The organism is Nostoc sp. DedQUE04 (genome assembly GCF_034530995.1).
GTDB lineage: Bacteria > Cyanobacteriota > Cyanobacteriia > Cyanobacteriales > Nostocaceae > Nostoc.
Genome location: NZ_JAVRCA010000003.1, coordinates 66,203 through 82,569, shown reverse-complemented (window position 1 = coordinate 82,569; position 16,367 = coordinate 66,203). Strand labels below are relative to the sequence as shown.

The following is a 16,367-nucleotide window of genomic DNA, read 5'->3' as shown; positions in this document are numbered from 1 at the left end:
AGGCACGGGATTATTATCAACAAGCCCTGGAAATCAAAATCGAATTTAGCGATCGTTATTCGAGCGCTAGCACTTACGCAGTATTAGGATTGCTTGCACAAGTGCAGGATAATTACGTGGAAGCTAGGGCTAATTTGCAGACAGCGTTGGAGATATATGTTGAGTATCAGGATGAATATATGGCTACGGTGACGCGAGAGAATTTAGAGAGTTTACCGGAGTAGAGGGATCTGGGCGATGTGCGATGTCTAACGACAAGCCGCGTTGCGTCTATGCGTTTTGGGTTTTCTGGGGAAGGGCGTTAGCGAAGCTGTCCGCAGGAATCGCGTTTGCTTGATTGGTTTGGGAGAGCGATCCTTCTCCAGTTATCCTTAAAAGTTACAATGAGTATAGTGTCAGCAAGTCCAGCTTCAACCTGTCAAGCAATCATTCCCTTTTCGACGTTATCCGCATCAGTGCGAACCTCGCGTATGCGTTCCTCGTCGAGATTTTCCGGTAGAAATCCACCTGCTTGCATTTTCCATAATCTATAGTAAGCGCCGCCGAGTGCCAGCAGTTTGGCGTGGGAACCATCTTCGATAATTCGACCTTTGTCGAACACCAGAATTCTATCTAGATGGACGATGGTAGATAATCGATGAGCTACCACAATCACCGTTTTCCCATTCATTGCTAAGTCGAGGGTATCTTGGATCGCTTTTTCGGTGATTGAATCGAGGCTAGAGGTGGCTTCATCTAAAATCAGAATCGGCGCATCTTTGAGAATTACCCGTGCGATTACAATCCGCTGTCTTTGCCCCCCAGACAACTTGACACCACGTTCGCCCACCAGAGAATTGTAACCATCCTTGCTTTGGACGATGAAATCGTGAGCATGAGCCTTTCGCGAAGCCTCCATCACTTCCTCATCGGTTGCATCCAAGCGTCCGTAACGAATATTTTCTAGCAAAGTGCGATGGAACAGAGACGGATCTTGGGGAATTAAGCTGATTTGAGCGTGTAGTGCATCTTGAGTCATATCTCGAATATCGACCCCATCAATGATAATCTGTCCAGATTGTGGGTCAAATAAACGCAGAATCAGATTGACAAAGGTGGATTTTCCAGAGCCGGACAAGCCCACCAGTCCGACACGCTGTCCCGCTTGAATGGTGACAGAAAGGTTGTTGAAAACTTTCTTCTCTTCTGTGTAGTTGAAATTCACCCGCCGAAACTCAATCTTACCTTGAGTGATTGAGTGGGCGATCGCTTTCTCGCGATCGACTAACTCGTGCGGTTGAACGATGGTGAAGACACCATTGGCGACATTTCCAACGTGTTCAAAAAATTCCAGAAAGCGGCGGCTCAAATTACGCGCTTCACTGATGATCAACAGTGATAAGCTAGTTGCTACAACAAAATCAGCAGTAGCGATCTTTCCTTGACTCCAGAGAGAGAGCGAGTAATACAAGGTGCTGATTTTCAGAATGGCTGCTGAGATGAACTGAAACCAGCGAATTCGCTCCGAGTACCAGTTGGACTCTCTCACGTGTTTGAGTTCGTGCCTTAATTGCTCATTCAAATAGCGTCGTTCAAAACCAAAGCGAGCAAACAGTCGGCTACTAGTGAGATTTGTGACTGTATCTACAATGATGCCAGTTGTCTCACTTCTGGCGGCTGCGGCTTTCCGGGAGTAAAATCGGCAGCGAGTTGCCAGCCAAAACGAAATACTGATGAAGAGAACTGCCCATATTCCCACGAGTGCAGCCAGTGGAGGATAGGCGCGATACAGTATCGTCGTGGCGACGGAATACACAACAATTACTGGCATAAATTCAGTAATCATCATTTGCATCGTCTGGGTAACACCCAGAGAAGTTTCGCTAATCCGATGTGCCAATGCCCCAGAAAAACTGCTGCTTAAGTAGCGATGCGAATGGTGTTGTAAATAGGCATATAGCGATCGCACAATGTGCTGTCGGTGGATGGGATGGAGAATAGTTTGCAAGAGTCCAGCCGAGCGCCCAAATACCACTTCACCTACACTCAAGCCGATGAATAACATCAAGGGTTGCTTCATAGCATCAAAAATCGGCTTGCTATCGCCGGTCGATCGCGTCACGCCCCGAATGATCTCGCCAATAGCATAAGGCAACATAATGCCACAAGTTGCGTGTATTACCTCCAGGATTACCATTAACACATACCACCAGCGAAACTGGTTAACAAAATAGCAAATGAACTTAAATGGAGTTGATGGCAAATCTGGTGCATCAGGGGCACGTTGAAAGGATTTGGATTGTCTAGCTTTTTTCGTCATGAAAGTCGATCTCTTAGCATCATTTTCACTTTTCTACCAGATAAAAATGGACGACTAGATAAGCCGCCCGATGGCATTAGAGACTTTTAGAAGTACTCCACTTTGAGTCATTTGTCATTTGTCATTTGTTATTCGCTGCGTCCCTAGTTTCTAACGAAGAGAATCTCCTCTTCGGTATTCGGCTGTTATGTCGTCTAACTTTTGTTTCAAATTGTCGTCAAGTTTTAGTTCTAGCGCCTTGAGGTTGTCAGCAAGTTGTTCTGGACGGCTAGCGCCAATGATGGGGGCAGTGATAATGGGATTAGATAAAACCCAAGCCACTGCTAGGGTGGTGAGGGAAAATCCGGCGAGTTCCGCTACCGTGCGTAAATCTTCAACAGTATTAAATTCGCGATCGCGCCAGTAGCGTTCTTGATAACGTTCTGCGGCAGCACCTAGCGTAAAACGCGTACCTGATGTGGGGCCTTGAGTAAAATTGTGTTTGCCTGTAAGTAGACCACCCGCCAAAGGATTGTAAGAAATTACACCCAATCCTTCTTCTTTCGCCAGGGGCAATAGTTCTCGCTCAATTTCGCGGAATAACAGGTTGTAACGGGGCTGAATTGAGACGAACTTGGTTAGATTGCGCGTTTCAGCACGACCCAAAGCGCGGGCGAGTCGGTAGGCTAAGAAGTTAGAAACCCCGATGTAGCGCACCTTACCAGCACGAACCACTGCATCCAGCGCTTCCAAAGTTTCATCAAGGGGAGTTGAAGCATCATCGGAGTGCAACTGATACAGGTCGATATAATCAGTTTCCAACCGTCGCAGGGAAGCATCGATCGCATCCAAAATATGTTTCCGCGAAGCCCCTTGATCCCAAGGTGCAGGGCCAACTCGACCAACGCACTTGGTAGCTAAAATAAAATGTTCGCGTTTGCCTTTGAGCCAGCGCCCAACGATTTCTTCAGTGCGTCCCGCAGTCGCAAGTCCGCCGCCAAGGGGATAAACGTCGGCTGTATCTAAAAAATTGATTCCGCCATCGGCGGCGGTGTCGAGGATTTGCCTGGAAGTTTCTTCATCGGTCTGCAAACCAAAGGTCATAGTGCCGAGACAAAGACGCGAAACGGTCAATCCAGTTTTACCGAGATTGGTAGTTGGTAAAGTCATAAAAATGTTGTTGATTGAGAAAGTTTTGAAATTTTTAAATAGAATGCAATGCGATCGCAAAATTAAAAGCCTATAGGACACATCGACTAAGCCATAATTAGCCCGATGTCGGCATTTTTTAAGGTGTAAACCAATTTAACCAACCTTCCCAGTTTTGGACGATCGCAGCAAATTCTGCATAACCATCAGCTTTTGGGTGAGCGCCGTCATTAGCTTTTGCTTCCGCTAACCAGATCGGCGACTTCAGCAAACGAGAAAACACATCAAGATATGGAATATCTAGTTCATTACAAACCAATGCGAATTCCTCTGAGAGATTTGCAAGAATTTGATTTCTTTTTTCTTGATCGACATCACCACAGGGTGGCGGACTAACCATCAAAATCGGATAGAGTTGCTTTGCTTGGCTTAAGATACTGCGAGCATTTGCGATCGACTCTGGAAGTTCGATTCCTTGCTGTTTACCCGCCCATCCTGAATCGTTTGCCCCAAAAGAAAACACTACTCGACCATCAGATTCTTTTGGGAGACGATAGGAGACTTCCGAGTACCAACGTTGTTTGAGATACCGACTTGTCTCTGCCCGCACCCCCAAGTTGTAATGGGTGATAGCGTATCCTCTTGACTCAGCACTGCGGCACACTCTACCTGTCCAACCCAGAAACTCTGGATCGCCTGTGCCATTGACAAAGGATTCACCAATAAAACAAATTCTGATTTCTTTGCGAGAATCTGACATAAGTCAACTAAATTTTGCCGAAAAAGTTCGGCTTTGACTTGAGAAGAAGCATTATGTTCATGATTCTAGAAGATATTAATATATTGTTATGTTAGGCAGGCAGGACGCTGCCTACCTCAGAGAATATTGCAAGTTAGTTTTTGAACATTTCACCTCAAGCAACTACAGAAATTTCACGCCGATTCTGGGAAATTAGCCATTGCTGCAACTTCGGATCGCTGTATACTTCATCTGCAATAAAATGATCGCCTTCCGGTAGCACTGTCAAATCGACTTTCCCCCCGACTTTGCGTAAGCGCTCAACAAAATGCTCTGTATCCTCAATCGGCAGATTTTTGTCCTGTCCACCTTGGAATATCTGAACGGGAATGTTTTTGAGTGCAGCTAATTCGCTTTCTGCTAATGTTTTTGGTACGCGTCCAGACACAGGAACTAAACCTGCAAAGCGATCGGGATGTAAAGCAGCGATATGCCAGATACCCGCCGAGCCTAAGCTGAACCCAGCCAATATCACCCGCGCTGGATCGACAGGCTGAGAAACGATCAGTTCATCAAGCAAAGTAAGCACATCATCTGTTCGATCTGCCCAAGTTTGTTCAGCCAGAATTTGGGGTGCAGCGAAGACATAAGGCAATGAGTCGGATAAATCCACGAAACGAGGTAAACCCCATTTCAGTAGTACATTCAAATCCGTGCCGCGATCGCGTCCTCCATGCAGAAAAAGTACTAAGGGTGCAGGTTGCTTGGCATTGTCAGAAACAGGCGAGAAAAGGTAAGGCAAGGAACCATTGTTAGTGTCATGAGAGCGTTGTTCAACAGGCATTGTTATGACTCCTAATTGATTTGGGGATTGGGCAGAGGGGCAGGGGAGCAGGGGAGCAGGGGAGCAGAACATTACTGCAACTTCTCTTCTGCTCCCTCATCTCGCCTTTTACCCTACTCAGTGCTAAGTTTTAAGTCCTGAGTGAATTAAGAAGTACTCAGCACGGGCTAAACGCCCCGCTACCGCTAACGAAACTCAGCACTCAGCACTCTTCATGCCACTACTAGGCTCTTGTCCACTTGTTGAAATTCGGTGTTACTTACCTTAGATTCGATCGCTGTACCCTTGAAGAAATCGGGGTTAGCTTGGGTGTAAAACTTGTAGGGATTAGCGAATACATAGGACTTGAAGTCGGCTTCGGTCAGGACACCTTCTTGAACCAAATCCCAGCTTTCAGCCAAGGGGGAAGTTAAGTCTGGTACATCCCAGTGACCAACATCGGAGGAATAGATGGCGTTGATTTTGACTCCCAAGGGATTGGCTTTGTCGTTGAATGCCGTAGCGATGGTGCGATCGTCGGACTCGGAACCAAAGAAGAAACTATTCACCCAGCGATCGCGGATGTCTTCAATTGTTTCAATACCTGCGGCGGCAAAATCGTCCAATTCGCTACCAATCGGCGCACGGCTATGACGGCTGAATGAAGCTCCTAGTACAGTCTTGGTCAATTCATCCTTATCGAGGGAATACCCTTGAGTAACTTCTGCACCGTAGCGCTCAAATATTTCAAACAACTCATCAGAATTCGTCAACGCTGGATTGTAGTTTTCCAGTGCCTTGATATTGCGCTTGGAAAAACGATCTACCAAATGAATGTAGACACGCGCACCCCAATCTGCCCCACCTTCCAGCATCGCTACGCGCAACTGCGGAAAACGCTTGGTAACACCGCCGAAGAACAGCGCCTTCGCAAATGCTTCCGAACCATCGGCGAAGTGACCGATATGGTTGTTCATGTAGTTACTGATGGAGGAGCGGCCAGTCCAACCCTGACTGCCGTAATGGGTAGTGACAGGTACGCCAAGTTCCACGACCTTTGCCCAGAAAGGATCGTAGTCGTATTCACTATCTAGTCCGTAAAAGTCGATATAAGAAGCATACTTGGCGATTTCGGGGAATTTATCGGCTGGATATTTATCAGCGATCGCTTTGATTGGCCGTTTCACACCGCCAGTGATATTAATCACCTTTAAGCCCAGTGTTTTCACAGCGAACTCTAGCTCCTCAATGCCTTCTTGGGGAGTAGTTAATGGGATACCAGCTACCGGTGTCAAGCGATCGCTATATTTCCGGTAAATATCAGCATGATAGTGATTGACCGCGCGTTGCAGCGCCTGACGATTCTCTGGGCTAGCTCCAGCCGGTGCTAAAACATTGTTGGGAAACAGCACCGAATAGTCCGATCCTTGCTCCGCCTGACGCTCATAGAGCAATCCAGGGAGAGTATAAGTAGCGAGATCCAATGTGTTTTTAGTAACTCTAGCCCACCAAGGCGATCGGATTGTGCGGTTGTATTGACGTTCTTCAGGAGTTTGTTGATACCAGTCTTTACCGTTGCTCTTGGAGTTAAGACGAGAAGCTTCAGTCTTACGTAACTCATCTACAAGTTTCACACCACCGTACTTAGCGATGTAATCCTCAAAAGCTGGCGTGAAATCATTGGTATGAACATCGGTGTCGATTACCGGATAATCAAGGGTTGCTCTGATTGCAGCAGAGCGTGAAGTCTTCAATCGGCTATATTCAGTCATGTTTTTTTCCTTGCCTACAGCACAAAAATTACAAGTTTTTTCAGCATCCAATGCTGCTATTGACAAATACATTTCCTGTAGAGACGGCGATTTATCGCGTCTCTCCACAATCGCGTCTCCCTACGATTTTCTGTAAGGCGGCGATCTACAGAAGGTACGCTTTAAAAGGTATGGCATAAGCATCCGTGAAAAATTCATTTACACTACAGCACTGTAAACACAGTGCAGACATGAAAAGTCATTTACGCCAACACCAATCTTTCATCTAGTTGTTTAGCAGTAAAACGATTAGCCGGACGACGCAATCCCAGGTTTTCGCGCAAAGTACTGCCTTCGTATTCAGTACGGAACAGTCCGCGTTTTTGGAGAACGGGAACGACTAGGTTAACGAATTCATCCAATCCTGTGGGAAGGATTGGCGGCATGATATTAAAGCCATCTGCTGCACCGTTGTTGAACCATTCTTCTAGTTGGTCGGCAATGGTTTCGGGAGTACCGAGTATGGTGCGATGACCTCGTGCAGTAGCAAGAGAGAGATACAACTGGCGCAGCGTGAGAGTGCCACGAGTAGCCAAATCTCTAACTAGTTTGAGACGACTTTTGTTAGTGTTGGTGTCGCTGGGTAGTTCGGGAGCCACATCATCTAAAGAATATTTCGACAAATCCACACCTTTGTAATAGTTCTTTAAAATCCCCCAGGCGACATCGGGATGGATTAACGATTGCAAGAATTCGTATTTTTCTTGAGCTTCTGATTCAGTCCGGCCAATGATTGGGAAAGCACCAGGCATGATTTTGAGATCGTCTGGCGATCGCCCATATTGTGCTAGCCTACCTTTGACATCAGCATAAAACTCTTGGGCATCGGCTAGGGTTTGATTGGCGGTGAAAATCACCTCAGCAGTACGTGCAGCTAAGTCCCGTCCCGATTCGGAGGCTCCAGCCTGAACAATCACCGGATAACCTTGGGGCGGACGACCAACGTTTAAAGGGCCTTTTACAGAGAAATATTTGCCCTTGTGGTTCAATGTATGCAGTTTATCAGGATCGAAATAGACACCAGACTCTTTGTCACGGATGAAAGCATCGTCTTCCCAACTATCCCATAGACCTTTCACCACTTCCACAAACTCTTCAGCTCGTTCATAACGCTGGCTGTGTTCTGGGTGATGCTCAAGTCCGAAATTACGTGCAGCATTTTCATTGCCTGTTGTGACTACATTCCACCCGGCCCGGCCTTTACTCAAGTAGTCTAGGGAAGCAAACTTACGTGCCAGGGTGTAGGGTTCTTCATAAGTGGTCGAAGCGGTGGAAATGAAGCCGATGTTTTGAGTTACAGAGGACAAGGCCGAGAAGAGAGTGACAGGCTCAAAATGAGCAATTTTCCCATTGCGATGCTGAGTTTCTGGAGCGCCGCCCCAGACTCCTGGACTATCTGCTAAAAAAACTGCATCGAATAAGCCGCGTTCGGCGGTTTGGGTAATTTCCTTATAATGCTCGAAATTCAGCCCCGCATCTGCTTGTGAATCGGGGTGTCGCCAAGCAGAGACATGATGTCCGGTAGCTTGAATGAATGCACCTAAACGAAACTTGCGTGTTGTACTCATATATTTTTATTTTCTTATAGTGCGTTAGCAAAGCGTCTCGTGGAGAAAGCTTAGGCTCGGTATGGCTGATTTGCGCTACGCCAGTTATGATTACTACTGCTACAAAAGGTAGGCATTCACCTCTTGCTAGATACTGAATGTCGTTATGCAAAGCTTTTCTAGTAATTTGCCGTTCAGTTACCTACTAATTGCTCAAAAATCAAATAACCGAACTGTAAGTCAGGTTAATACCACAGCAGAATTCCTAATTCTGCTGCTTGGCGCTCTAATCACCATAAATTTATCTAGTAATTTTACTTACCAGATAGAGCCTACACAATAAATACAAAAAAAGATGTGCTGGAAATCACAATAACACGAAAAACTAATTATTAGTTTTCCAAACATTAAGTATTGCAAATTAATTATTTACTGAGTATATAGTTATTTATGGTATTGAAAGGTTATTGCACAATTCTCTAGGTTCCTTTGACTGAATGACACTAAGGTAAGATATAGCCCTAACCCTGACTGGTTCCCAGGCTCCAGGCTGGGAATCCATTCTGGGAGGCTCTGCTGAAAGTGGCTATGATTGGATAATGAATCAATGCATTCACGTCGCTAAGTGTCGGGGTAGCATGGCGATCGTCGGGGTTTGATAGTGGTGCTTCCCATCGCCATTGCTACACTACCCGTTATCCAACAAGCATGGGAGGGTATTAGTGTAGAACGAAAATTGAATATTGACTTTTTGGATTTGATGGCGATCGCGATTACTAACTTCCAAGGGCAATTTCTCACACCATCGCTGATGCTCGGTTTAATTGAAGTCGGTGAAAATATCCGCGATCGCACGGCTCGTTCTTCTGCTCAACAAACTCTAGATTTACTTAGTTCTCTAGGGCAATTCGTCTGGGTGGAACGCAATGGCGATAAGCAACAAATTCCCATTGCATTAATTTTCAGGTTTTGGCTACAAAGTTTAGTTACTATTAGAAAATAGAGGCTCAAAAGTTGACTCAATCAAAGTTTCAGAATCTTGCTTCAATTGTTTTCCAAGAGTGACAAAAGAGGGCTAAACCAGTAGTGATAACACATTAGGGGAACTTCTATATCCACTAGCTGTAACAACAAAGAGTAACTTTTAACTGATTACTCCTGAAAGTGGGTGCAGTATTGTTAAATGAAAACTATGTCTGGTTTCAGTTTTAAGATACCGTTCTTGCAAAGGTTGCCACTGCTGCCACGACTGATAACGATTTTCAGTTAATAAATTAGCAAGGGTGGGCAACTTAGTGTGAATTTCTGATTTATATACATCTCCAAGCCAGTCAGTTAAAACGGCACTATCTTGCATCGTACCCAAAATTTCTTGGATATTTTTCACTTCTGTAATATAAGCTTCGTAAGACTCGCCATATAAGTCAGTAAATAACTCCATTTGATAGCGTATACGTTTAGCTTCTTTTCGCAAACTATGAATATTTTCACCTTCTGTTGTCAATTGTTTTTCTATCTTTTTTGGTTTCCAGTTTTTCTGGATCTTCACTTCTGATTCTACAACTTCAGTACCAACTAGCCAACCTGGATGCAATAAGAAGTTACTCACTTCTGGTAAAAGTAAGTCTGGTAGTACTTGCTGAATGGCAATAGATGCCAAAGGTTGATAAGTAGGTTTTTCTAACCACTTATCCAATGCATCTTTTAAAGACTTGTAAGATTCATCGTTTAATGTTTTCTGTACGCTCGATTCTACATCTTCACGTTGTTTCGCCAAAGCTGTAAAAGCTGTTTGCAGAGATTCCTGTTCTTTGCGGGGTAAGTTTGGTTTATAATTGTTTTCCAAACTTTCTTTAAGTACGTCTAAATCTCGCAGATTACCAAGACGACGAGCTATTTTACCAATATTTTTATCGCTGACTGGTTTCGACAGATCCACTGCTAGCCCAAACCGAGTTACCGCTGTCCGTAGGCGGCGCATTCCCACTCGCATTTGGTGCAGCGCTTCTGGATCTTCATCTTTCTTTACTGATTTTTCCCACTTCAAGGTTTTCTTAAAGTGTTTTTCAATCGCTTGGTAGGCATAGTCACCGAGAGTTTTTACTGTAGTTTGTGTAGCTAATTTCATAATTTATCTCAATTATTACCTCACGAAGTTATTGCATAATAACAACATTATTTAAAAAAATGCATCTACTTTTGATATTTTTTTAGCTATGAGGATTGCCAGGTATGCTTATGACTATTGATAGTTGCATCTTATCTTATAAATATGCAATATCTATCAAAGGATTACAATCATCTCATCCCCCTTAAGTTGAGATGAGATATATAGGACTCATATTTGATTTTTGAAAAAAACTCAGTACAGCTTTATTCCTTCTTCCCAGTCCCCAGTCCCTAGTCCCTACGATTAATTCAGAAATCAAATCAGATTGCTATAGTTTGGATAACAAAATTTTACGATAATCAAACCATATATTATAATAGCATGGCTAGTATTTTTGTAAATATCAATATAATTTAAAATGTCAAACTTACATTTGCTAAATCAAGTTTTATTGACTTTTGTAGATTCTTTTAAAGAGCATAGAGAAGATTTATCAGCACTGCTACTAACACATCAGAAGTATTTATGGTTAGGGTCAGATGAAACTTCAACTATTGAGCGTCTTTCTTTGATTGATACTGAGAAATTTACAGATCATCAACAATTTCGTGTAGCAGAATTTATCGATTTACCTGCACCAGAAGAGGAAGAAATTGATATAGAGGGACTAGCTTACACGGATAATTACTTATGGTTTGTTGGTTCTCACAGCTACAAACGTAAAAAATCCAAACCCGAAAATACAGATGCCAAGAACTTTAAAAGGCTAGCAAAAATTGAATCAGAACCTAACCGTTACATTTTAGGACGAATTCCTCTGATAGACGGTAAGCTATTCTCATCTTGCCCACATCCCGAAAAGCCAGATGTGCAATTGACTGCCAGTAAATTAGAGGTGACGAATCAGGGTAATTTGCTGATGACAGCTTTGGCAGATGATGCCCATTTAGGCTTGTTTATTAAGGCAGGAATTCCCGGAAAGGATAATGGCTTTGATATTGAAGGAATAGGCATTTATCAAAACCGCGTCTTTCTGGGTTTGCGCGGGCCTGTATTGCGAGGTTGGGCTGTGGTGCTGGAAATAGAGTTAGAAGATTCTACCCCTGGACTGATGAAACTAAAGCAAATTGGAGAATTGCAGGAGTTATATAAAAAGCATTTTATCTGGTTGAATGGTTTGGGAATTCGAGATTTGTATGTAGATGATAAAGATTTGTTGATTTTAGCTGGGCCAACGATGGATTTAGATGGCCCCGTGCAAGTTTATCGCTGGGTAAATGGTGTGAATATGCGAGAAAATGTCTTCAGCAATCCCGATTTTGTGCAAGATATTCCTTATGGGAATCGGGAAGAACACGCTGAAGGAATGACGCTGTTTCAGGATGTAACTGGTATACCTTCGCTATTGGTAGTTTATGATTCTCCAGCCAAAAGTAGGCTGGTGGGTGATGATAGTGTAATGGCGGATGTGTTTAAGTTGGGCTAACTTCAATCTTGGTTTTGGGATTTTAGATTGTTAAATATTAGTAGAAATTGCTTGTACGGGACAGGTGGGGATACACTGTTCGCAGACGATACAGCGCGATCGCGTGAATGTCAACTTGTATGTCTCTGGCTGGAGGGTGAGGGCTTCGGTAGGACAAACCCCAGTACACAAGCCACAGTGGACACACACATCCTCGTCGATCGCAATTTCGCCTAACGTCGAAGAAACATTAACATTACGCGATCGCATCCACTCGATCGCCGCATCTAATTGATCGATGTCTCCCGATAATTCCACTACCAATTTGCCAATTTGATTTGGGGCAACTTGAGCGCGGATAATATTAGCGGCGACGTTGAACTCTTTAGCCAGTACGTAAGTGACTGGCATTTGCACGGCGCGTTTCGGGAAGGTGAGTGTTACTCGTTTTTTCACAGGTTTAGCAGAGGGTTTTTTCTGTTGTAGCGTATTGAGAGTTTTATCGAAACAATCGGGTCTAAAACCTCGCTTTTTAAGGCAAAAGTTTGGCAAGCGGGGTATAAATCCCCGTTACAAAAACGGCCTCCTACCTCCTGCCTTCGTTAACAGTCCTTTCCTACAGTAAGTTGCACGAACGAGCAAGGCATCTGCTCCTGGGCAGGTAGCTAGAAAATCCAATTAAAATTAATCAATATTGATATTTGTTAATATTGGAAACCGCAAATATAGACCTTTTGGAAGATGCTTTAAAAATCAGTATTGATACTATATTAAACTTGCCATTTAAATTTATTACTTGTTATCTGTTATATCCATTTTAACTTGGAAAGCTTTTAACATGAAAATTTTAGTTGTCGAAGATGACGAGTTAAGTGCATATTCACTCACCTGCGTTTTAACTAACCAAAACTACGCGGTTGAAGTTGCCACTGATGGTGATACTGCTTGGAATTATATTCAAACTTACGATTATGATTTAATCCTTCTAGATGTAATGTTGCCCAAACTGGATGGCATTAGTCTTTGTCGTCAAATTCGGTCTAGTGGTCTGCAAATGCCAATATTATTATTGACAGGGTGCGATAGTAGTCATGAGAAAGCGATCGGACTAGATGCAGGCGCAGATGACTACGTAGTTAAACCCTTTGACGCAGAAGAGTTAATTGCTCGTGTTCGGGCACTGTTGCGTCGCAGAGGTGTAACCTCGCAACCTGTACTGGAGTATGGGGGGTTGCGGCTAGACCCTAGTAGCTGTGAAGTCATATATGCTGGAAAGCTGCTTGCACTTACTCCCAAAGAGTATGCTCTTTTAGAACTATTTTTGCGAAATACTCGTCGGGTGTTTAGCTGCGGCATGATTTTAGAACATCTGTGGTGTTATGAAGACACTCCACAAGAAGAAGCTGTTCGCACCCATATCAAAGGGTTACGACACAAACTCAAAGCTGTAGGAGCGCCCAGTGATTTGGTTGAAACAGTTTATGGTATTGGCTATCGGCTGAAATCACTGGCAGATGAGAAGGGCAGCACTTCTCTACGAGACGCTGCGCGAACGGCTATGCTCAGTGACCGGGGGGCAGGGGGGCAGAGGAGCAGAGGAGCAGAGGAGCAGAGGAGCAGAGGGGAATTAGATTGTGAAAAATCCTTGGTTCCTAATCTCAAATCACAACAGCAAACATTAATGGCAGTTGCGGAAATTTGGCAACGATTTCAAAAGCGGGTAGACGAGCAGGTGAGGGTGCTGGAGGAAGCGATCGCAACTTTAAACCAAAATAGTTTAAATCCCGATTTGCGATCGCTTGCAGCCAAAGAGGCGCATACCTTGGCGGGATCTTTAGGTACTTTTGGCTTGCCTCTTGGCTCTAAATTAGCACGCAATATCGAACTGTTACTGAGTTCTGGTCAACCCCTGAGTCAATCTGAAATTAGCAACCTCGAAAGTTGGGTAAAGTTATTGCGTCGGGAAATTGACGGAAACGAAGTAGCAGCAATATCTGCATCACCAACGCCACAGGTTTTAGAAACAGTCACACAACCACTGGAAAATGACCTTCATGCAGAAACTAAAATATTGGTTGTGGATGACGATCCGCAAATTCAGGCATTTTTACAAACCTTACTTAGTCCTTGGGGACTAAAAGCGATCGCTCTTGAAGATCCGCGTCAGTTCTGGGAAATCTTAGAAATAATTTCGCCAGATATGCTGATTCTGGATGTGGAATTACCTTATACAAATGGTATAGAACTTTGCCAATTAGTACGCAACGATTCGCGCTGGTGTGAGTTACCGATTCTATTCCTGACTGTGCATAGCGATGCCGAAATGGTAAATCAAGTGTTTAGCGTTGGTGCTGATGACTTTGTAAGTAAGCCCATTGTTGGGCCAGAACTAGTAACCCGGATCGTCAATCGCTTAGAACGGATGAAATTGCGGCAGCGCGTCGTGCAGGGAGGCAGGGAGGCAGGGGGGCAGGGGGGCAAGGGGGCAGGGGAAGCAGGGGGAGCAGGGGGAGCAGGGGAAGATAGAGTAGTGAATTCTTCTTTGCCTCGCTCATCTCTTAATTTACAAGCGATCAACGAACTGGAATTGCGAGTAGCAGAGCGCACTGCTGAGTTAATTCGGGTGAATCAACAGTTGCAGTCACAACTTGATGAACGTCAACGGACACAGGGAGAATTACGGTTCTCTCAAGCTCGATTTGCACGAATTTTAGATATTGCTGATGATGCAATTATTTCCATTAACGGGTTCCAAAGCATCACTTTGTTTAATCAAGGAGCAGAGAAGATTTTTGGCTACTCGGCCCAAGAAGTGATTGGACAAGGACTTGATTTACTCTTACCGCAGCGTTTTTTTCAAGCCCATCGTCAACATGTGGTTGACTTTGGTCAATCTCCCAATGTTGCCCGTCGGATGGGAGAACGGCGTGAAATCTACGGACGCCGCAAGGATGGTACTGAATTTCCAGCGGAGGCTTCTATCTCCAAAATAGAGATGGCTGACGAAATATTTTATACGGTTATTTTACGAGATATCACAGAGCGCAAACTAATTGAACGCATGAAAGATGAATTTGTCTCTGTTGTTAGTCATGAACTCCGCACACCTTTAACTTCGATTCACGGCTCTCTAGGAATGCTAGCCAGTGGTTTGCTAGCAACAAACTCAGAGCAGGGAAAACGCCTATTGCAAATTGCCACTGATAGCAGCGAACGCCTAGTACGTTTAATCAACGACATCCTAGACATTGAGCGCATCGAGTCGGGTAAGGCGAAGATGGAACCAGAAATCTGCAATATTGTTGACTTGATCGTTCAAGCAGTAAATGTCATGCAGCCTCTGGTTGACAAAGCAGGAGTGAAAGTATCCGTTTCTGCCGAATCTGGCCAAGTATTGGCAGATTGCAATCGCATTGTCCAAACATTGACCAATCTATTGAGTAACGCCATTAAATTCTCGTCTGCTGGATCTACGGTTTGGTTGGGGGCGCAACCACAAGAGAATGAAGTTTTGTTGACAGTCAAAGATATCGGACGCGGTATCCCAACAGACAAACTTGAGAGTATCTTTGAGCGCTTTCAACAAGTTGACTCTTCAGATTCACGTAACCATGACGGAACTGGTTTAGGTTTGGCAATTTGCAAGAGCATTATGCAACAACACAGCGGACGCATCTGGGCTGAAAGTGTATTAGGTGAAGGTAGCACTTTTTACGTCACTCTGCCATTATTTCGGGCTTTCCAAAATCCTGATTTAGAAGACTCTTCCAACATTCTCTTAGTTCATAGTAGTTACGAGCCAACTACAAATAGCCAACAAAGTCCAGATGCAGAATTTTTGAGCAACGGGCGTGTGACTACTAAGGAATTTGAACAACGGGTGATGAAATTACTTCAGAGCATTACCCCGAAGCAACAAGAGGATAGCAGCAATGACAACAAAGCAAATTCTAGTGGTTGATAACGAACAGTATATTCAAGAAGTTGCCAAGATTTGCTTAGAAACAGTCGCAGGCTGGAAAGTAGTGACTGCGAGTTCTGGTCAAGAAGGCATAATTAAAGCTGAGACTTACCAACCAGATGCAATTTTACTAGATGTGATGATGCCAGAGATGGATGGCATCACAACCTTTGAAAAGTTACAAGCCAATCCATTAACCAAAGCGATTCCAGTAATTTTGTTAACTGCTAAAATCCAGGCTTCCGATCGCCGTCGCTATAATCAGATGGGAATGATTACCGCGATCGCAAAACCATTCAATCCTCTAGAATTAGCTGCTGAAGTAGCCGTAGCCTTGGGCTGGAGCCTAGAAAAGTAGAACAAAATCTATAGCAAATTAATTTATAAAAAATAGACGTAGGCAAAAGTCAATACAGTTAAGATCGGGCCAAAACACTTGTAGAGACGGCGATTTATCGCGTCTCCAAAACCCAAATTTTTTGCC

Annotated in this window: 12 protein-coding genes and 1 pseudogene; 5 read left to right on the top strand and 8 right to left on the bottom strand. The window is 44.1% G+C overall.

Annotation, left to right across the window (positions count from 1 at the left end; translation table 11 throughout):
* Positions 1–224, top strand: a 224-nt coding sequence (locus tag RM049_RS02990; RefSeq protein WP_322703104.1) for a tetratricopeptide repeat protein, incomplete at its 5' end; no start/stop codon positions are given.
* 194 nt (positions 225–418) lie between these two features.
* Here the strand turns inward: RM049_RS02990 and RM049_RS02985 are convergent.
* The 6 genes from RM049_RS02985 to RM049_RS02960 form a co-directional block, all read right to left on the bottom strand.
* Entirely contained in the window at positions 419–2,299 is a 1,881-nt protein-coding gene (locus RM049_RS02985) for an ABC transporter ATP-binding protein (RefSeq protein WP_322703103.1), read from the bottom strand.
* A gap of 150 nt (positions 2,300–2,449) precedes the next feature.
* Positions 2,450–3,448 (bottom strand): aldo/keto reductase, encoded by a 999-nt coding sequence (locus tag RM049_RS02980; RefSeq protein WP_322703102.1) that lies wholly within the window; start codon positions 3,446–3,448, stop codon positions 2,450–2,452.
* 118 nt (positions 3,449–3,566) lie between these two features.
* Positions 3,567–4,187 (bottom strand): GDSL-type esterase/lipase family protein, encoded by a 621-nt coding sequence (locus tag RM049_RS02975; RefSeq protein WP_322703101.1) that lies wholly within the window; start codon positions 4,185–4,187, stop codon positions 3,567–3,569.
* A gap of 154 nt (positions 4,188–4,341) precedes the next feature.
* Positions 4,342–5,010, bottom strand: a complete 669-nt coding sequence (locus RM049_RS02970; protein ID WP_322703100.1) for a dienelactone hydrolase family protein — start codon at positions 5,008–5,010, stop codon at positions 4,342–4,344.
* Between the two features lie 212 nt (positions 5,011–5,222).
* On the bottom strand, positions 5,223–6,761 hold the full coding sequence (locus tag RM049_RS02965) for an amidohydrolase family protein (protein WP_322703099.1): 1,539 nt from the start codon (positions 6,759–6,761) through the stop codon (positions 5,223–5,225).
* A gap of 242 nt (positions 6,762–7,003) precedes the next feature.
* Positions 7,004–8,368: an LLM class flavin-dependent oxidoreductase gene (locus tag RM049_RS02960; protein ID WP_322703098.1), complete on the bottom strand. Its 1,365-nt coding sequence runs from the start codon at positions 8,366–8,368 to the stop codon at positions 7,004–7,006.
* Positions 8,369–9,020: 652 nt separating this feature from the next.
* Here RM049_RS02960 and RM049_RS02955 point away from each other — a divergent pair.
* Positions 9,021–9,299, top strand: a pseudogene (locus RM049_RS02955) (heavy metal translocating P-type ATPase); the annotation flags it as partial.
* A 192-nt stretch (positions 9,300–9,491) separates the two neighbouring features.
* Here the strand turns inward: RM049_RS02955 and RM049_RS02950 are convergent.
* Positions 9,492–10,475, bottom strand: coding sequence for a CHAD domain-containing protein (locus RM049_RS02950; protein ID WP_322703097.1), 984 nt, complete (start codon positions 10,473–10,475; stop codon positions 9,492–9,494).
* A 400-nt stretch (positions 10,476–10,875) separates the two neighbouring features.
* Here RM049_RS02950 and RM049_RS02945 point away from each other — a divergent pair, with 400 nt between their 5' ends.
* The gene (locus tag RM049_RS02945; RefSeq protein ID WP_322703096.1) at positions 10,876–11,943 is read left to right on the top strand and encodes a DUF3616 domain-containing protein; all 1,068 of its coding nucleotides are present in this window, start codon (positions 10,876–10,878) and stop codon (positions 11,941–11,943) included.
* Positions 11,944–11,973: 30 nt separating this feature from the next.
* On the opposite strand, the gene RM049_RS02940 is transcribed toward RM049_RS02945, so the two are convergent.
* On the bottom strand, positions 11,974–12,378 hold the full coding sequence (locus RM049_RS02940) for an NIL domain-containing protein (RefSeq protein ID WP_094347724.1): 405 nt from the start codon (positions 12,376–12,378) through the stop codon (positions 11,974–11,976).
* A gap of 382 nt (positions 12,379–12,760) precedes the next feature.
* Between RM049_RS02940 and RM049_RS02935 the strand changes: the two genes are divergently transcribed.
* Together RM049_RS02935 and RM049_RS02930 are read left to right on the top strand one after the other, a co-directional pair.
* The gene (locus RM049_RS02935) at positions 12,761–15,883 is read left to right on the top strand and encodes a response regulator (protein ID WP_322703095.1); all 3,123 of its coding nucleotides are present in this window, start codon (positions 12,761–12,763) and stop codon (positions 15,881–15,883) included.
* Entirely contained in the window at positions 15,855–16,241 is a 387-nt protein-coding gene (locus RM049_RS02930) for a response regulator (RefSeq protein WP_322674459.1), read from the top strand. Before RM049_RS02935 ends, RM049_RS02930 begins: the two co-directional genes overlap by 29 nt.
* Positions 16,242–16,367: the final 126 nt, after the last annotated feature.

Bases quoted from the DNA above. Each gene is read 5' to 3' on its own strand.
- RM049_RS02985 (WP_322703103.1), bottom strand. From the start codon at position 2,299: ATGACGAAAAAAGCTAGACAATCCAAATCCTTTCAACGTGCCCCTGAT.
- RM049_RS02980 (WP_322703102.1), bottom strand. From the start codon at position 3,448: ATGACTTTACCAACTACCAATCTCGGTAAAACTGGATTGACCGTTTCG.
- RM049_RS02975 (WP_322703101.1), bottom strand. From the start codon at position 4,187: ATGTCAGATTCTCGCAAAGAAATCAGAATTTGTTTTATTGGTGAATCC.
- RM049_RS02970 (WP_322703100.1), bottom strand. From the start codon at position 5,010: ATGCCTGTTGAACAACGCTCTCATGACACTAACAATGGTTCCTTGCCT.
- RM049_RS02965 (WP_322703099.1), bottom strand. From the start codon at position 6,761: ATGACTGAATATAGCCGATTGAAGACTTCACGCTCTGCTGCAATCAGA.
- RM049_RS02960 (WP_322703098.1), bottom strand. From the start codon at position 8,368: ATGAGTACAACACGCAAGTTTCGTTTAGGTGCATTCATTCAAGCTACC.
- RM049_RS02950 (WP_322703097.1), bottom strand. From the start codon at position 10,475: ATGAAATTAGCTACACAAACTACAGTAAAAACTCTCGGTGACTATGCC.
- RM049_RS02945 (WP_322703096.1), top strand. From the start codon at position 10,876: ATGTCAAACTTACATTTGCTAAATCAAGTTTTATTGACTTTTGTAGAT.
- RM049_RS02935 (WP_322703095.1), top strand. From the start codon at position 12,761: ATGAAAATTTTAGTTGTCGAAGATGACGAGTTAAGTGCATATTCACTC.
- RM049_RS02930 (WP_322674459.1), top strand. From the start codon at position 15,855: ATGACAACAAAGCAAATTCTAGTGGTTGATAACGAACAGTATATTCAA.